This is a genomic window from Vreelandella boliviensis LC1 (assembly GCF_000236035.1).
Classification (GTDB): Bacteria; Pseudomonadota; Gammaproteobacteria; order Pseudomonadales; family Halomonadaceae; genus Vreelandella; species Vreelandella boliviensis.
Window position 1 is genome coordinate 645,335 of record NZ_JH393258.1, and the last position, 3,720, is coordinate 649,054.

Here is a 3,720-nt window from a genome sequence, read left to right on the forward strand (position 1 = left end):
TTATACGCCCACCAAGCGCCAACAGTGGGAAGAGGCGAACCCTGAGCGGGATACCATTATCGGGTCGCGGCTATCCTGGAGCCGACGTACGCAGGATAATGGAACGAACGAAGAGTATGGTTATAACAATATCGCCATTTCACAGAACTGGGAAAGTCAGCGTGTTGAAAAAGGGCTAGAAGATGATGGCATTTTCGATGGCTTGAAAACACACTATAACCATCAAGTTATAATGCCACCAAACTACAAGGCCAGTGCGCATTTTTTGTTTATGGCGATGGCCATAGGAAAAGGTGGAATGTATTTAAGCTTATTTGTCCTGGCCGTCTCTTCTGTTGGTCTTTTCTTAATGGCAATTTTTAATGGAAGGATAAAGGACTCCTTTATAGCCGCCTTGGGAATGGCTGAGCTTACTTTACCAATTGCCTTATTTCTTATGGTTTTGTGGAAAGGGGGAGAATGGTTGGCTAAAAACAAGCCAAATGTTATCTACGGAACAAGAAAAGGCCCTCTTTGGCAAGCCAACCGTAAGACAGGCCTATTCACCATTTATGACCCAAAAAAAGCCTGGGAGAAACGCCTGGAAGCCCCCTTTTGGGAGTATGACGCCTTTCTACAGAGTTCCCCCGATACCCAGGGCAGTGCCACTTATTCGCTGATTCTCTATCACCCCTCCCAGCAGATACGCCAGAAACTCGACGCCCAGTTCCCGCCGACCAAGATGCCCGGTGAACTGGTCGCGGCCTGGCAGTTCTTGCAGCGCTATATGGATGTCTCTCAGCCGTTGCCGGATGTGCCCGGCCTGGAGATTCACCGCCACAAAGACCCCACCACCGCTGCCGCCGATGAGCGAAAAGGGCGCAATCCAAGCTACTGGCGGGACATGGACGAGGCCAGCGTAAAGAAGATCCAGGAAGAGAAGTATCGCAAGAATATCCGCCTGCGCTAGGCCACCAAAGGTTAGCCAATTAAAGGGCCTTCACAAGGAGGCCCACGTTACTTTATTGGCCAATACGGCAAACACATACCTCACCTAATGAAACAGCCATGCCGATCGGGCGTCTATGGCAGGGGCATTTCGATGCTCGCCAAGCCATTAATACCGCCACCGAGGTGCGCAGCACATCACCTACTATGTGCACTCTCCGGCCAACGAGCCAATGCGAGGCTTCGGTAGCGTGACCGAGTACCGCTGGGACATTCAGGTACAATTTCGTGAAGCGACGCAGGTACCGCTGCGCACCAGCAGACGCATCTACCCTGCACCTGCACCGTTGACGGCGATGCCAGAGGATATGTCGACCGCCCTCAGCGCTAAGGGCGCCGCAGATGACTACTGGATCAAGGAAAGGCTTAATGTCCGCTAAAGAGAACCTGGGTGATTACTACGCCGACACGGCCTATACGCCCACCAAGCGCCAGCATTGGGAAGAGGCGAACCCTGAGCGGGATACCATTATCGGGTCGCGGCTATCCTGGAGCCGACGTACGCAGGATAATGGAACGAACGAAGAGTATGGTTATAACAATATCGCCATTTCACAGAACTGGGAGGATCAGCGTGTTGAAAAAAGCTTGGAAGGAGATGACATCTTCAAGGGAATGAAGGTTTGTTATGATCACCAAAGTATTATGCCGCCAAACTATACGTCTATGGCGAAATACCTTCATATTACCATGGCTTTCTCGATTGGTTTTTTCTGTTTGTTTCTGTTCGTATTGTGTTTGATTATATTTGGTGCTTTGCTCTTTTGGGTTCTTGGGAGTGAAGATTTTAGCTATTTTTATGAGATGTCTCGTGACGGATTCTATTATCTTATCCCGTTAATATTGCCTTGTTTAATGCTTTGGAAGGGAGGCAGATACATAGAAAGAAAATATCCAGAGGTTTTCTTTGGAATGCGGAAAGGCCCTCTTTGGCAAGCCAACCGTAAGACAGGCCTATTCACGATATATGAACCCAAAAATGCTTGGGAGAAACGCCTCGAAGCCCCCTTTTGGGAGTATGACGCCTTTCTACAGAGTTCCCCCGATACCCAGGGCAGTGCCACCTACTCACTGATCCTCTATCACCCCTTCCAGCAAGTCCGCCAGAAGCTGGACGCCCAGTTTCCGCCGACCAAAATGCCCGGTGAACTGGTCGCGGCCTGGCAGTTCTTGCAGCGCTATATGGATGTCTCTCAGCCGTTGCCGGATGTGCCCGGCCTAGAGATTCACCGCCACAAAGACCCCGCCACCGCTGCCGCCGATGAGCGAAAAGGGCGCAATCCAAGCTACTGGCGGGATATGGACGAAGCCAGCGTAAAGAAGATCCAGGAAGAGAAGTATCGCAAGAATATCCGCCTGCGCTAGGCCACCAAAGGCTAGCCAATCAAAGGGCCTTCACAAGGAGGCCCACGTTATTTTATTGGCCCATACGGCAGACACATATTTCACCTAATGAAACGGCCCAGCCGATCGGACGTCTATGGCAGGGACAATTTGATACGCGCCAAGCCATTAATACCGCCACCGAGGTGCGCAGCACATCGCCTACTATGTGCACTCCCCGGACAACGAGCCGATGCGGGGCTTCGGTAGCGTAACCGAGTACCGCTGGGACGTTCAGGTACAATTCCGTGAAGCGACGCAGGTACCGCTACGACCCAGCAGACGCATCTACCCTGCACCTGCACCGCTGACGGCGATGCCAGAGGATATGTCGACCGCCCTCAGCGCTAAGGGCGCCGCAGATGATTACTGGATAAAGGAAAGGCTTAATGTCCGCTAAAGAGAACCTGGGTGATTACTACGCCGACACGGCCTATACACCTACCAAACGCCAGCAGTGGGAAGAGGCGAACCCTGAGCGGGATACCATCATTGGCTCGCGACTATCCTGGAATCGCAGAACTCAGGATAATGGAACTAAAGAAGAGTATGGCTATAACAATATCGCTATCTCACAGAACTGGGAGGATCAGCGTGATGAAAGAAACTTGGAAGGCGATGATATCTTCAAGGGAATGAAGGTGCGTCATGATCACCAGAGCGTTATGCCGCCCCATTATAAAGCAGTAGCAGGTTTTTTTACACAACGACAGCAATCTGTAAAGGGGGGGGGTATATTTCAGTTTTCTTTTTATTTTTCCTTGTGCCACTCTTGTTTGTCCCTGCTTTTTTTAACGGTGATTATGAGGGGTCTTGGGAAGCTGCAAAAGGATTAATAAAAACACTTCTCTTTCTATCAGCTGTTTTTTACACGTTTTATAAATTTGGTGATTGGTTGCTTAAAAAACATCCGGATATTTTCCTAGGGATGAAAAACTCTCCTCTTTGGCAAGCTAACCGTAAGACAGGTTTATTCACCATTTACTACCCCAAAAAAGCCTGGGAGCAACGCTTGGAAGCCCCCTTCTGGGAGTATGATGCCTTTCTCCAAAGCTCCCCCGACACACAGGGCAGTGCCACCTACTCACTGATCCTCTACCACCCCTTCCAGCAGACACGCCAGAAACTCGACGCCCAGTTTCCGCCGACCAAAATGCCCGGCGAACTGGTCGCAGCCTGGCAGTTCCTGCAGCGCTATATGGACGTCTCTCAGCCGTTGCCTGATGTACCCGGCCTAGAGATTCATCGCCATAAAGACCCCACCACCGCTGCCGCCGATCAGCGAAAAGGCCGCAACCCGCTCTACTGGCGGGATATGGACGAGGCCAGCGTAAAGAAGATCCAGGAAGA

General features: G+C 51.1%; 4 protein-coding genes and 2 pseudogenes. All 6 read left to right on the top strand.

The features are described 5' to 3' along the window. Positions 1-949: pseudogene (locus KUC_RS19700) on the top strand (hypothetical protein); the annotation flags it as partial. Between the two features lie 211 nt (positions 950-1,160). Continuing rightward, positions 1,161-1,367 (top strand): hypothetical protein, encoded by a 207-nt coding sequence (locus KUC_RS12175; RefSeq protein WP_040480788.1) that lies wholly within the window; start codon positions 1,161-1,163, stop codon positions 1,365-1,367. Further along, the gene (locus tag KUC_RS19110; RefSeq protein WP_007113501.1) at positions 1,357-2,352 is read left to right on the top strand and encodes a hypothetical protein; all 996 of its coding nucleotides are present in this window, start codon (positions 1,357-1,359) and stop codon (positions 2,350-2,352) included. Before KUC_RS12175 ends, KUC_RS19110 begins: the two co-directional genes overlap by 11 nt. Positions 2,353-2,539: 187 nt before the next feature. Beyond that, positions 2,540-2,770 carry a hypothetical protein gene (locus KUC_RS12185; RefSeq protein WP_244264795.1) on the top strand — a complete coding sequence of 77 codons (231 nt, stop codon included), beginning with the start codon at positions 2,540-2,542 and terminating at the stop codon, positions 2,768-2,770. Further along, positions 2,760-3,206 carry a hypothetical protein gene (locus KUC_RS12190; RefSeq protein WP_007113503.1) on the top strand — a complete coding sequence of 149 codons (447 nt, stop codon included), beginning with the start codon at positions 2,760-2,762 and terminating at the stop codon, positions 3,204-3,206. The genes KUC_RS12185 and KUC_RS12190 overlap by 11 nt, the downstream gene beginning before the upstream one ends. 92 nt (positions 3,207-3,298) lie before the next feature. Then, positions 3,299-3,720: pseudogene (locus tag KUC_RS12195) on the top strand (hypothetical protein); the annotation flags it as partial.

Bases quoted from the DNA above. Each gene is read 5' to 3' on its own strand.
- KUC_RS12175 (WP_040480788.1), top strand. From the start codon at position 1,161: ATGCGAGGCTTCGGTAGCGTGACCGAGTACCGCTGGGACATTCAGGTA.
- KUC_RS19110 (WP_007113501.1), top strand. From the start codon at position 1,357: ATGTCCGCTAAAGAGAACCTGGGTGATTACTACGCCGACACGGCCTAT.
- KUC_RS12190 (WP_007113503.1), top strand. From the start codon at position 2,760: ATGTCCGCTAAAGAGAACCTGGGTGATTACTACGCCGACACGGCCTAT.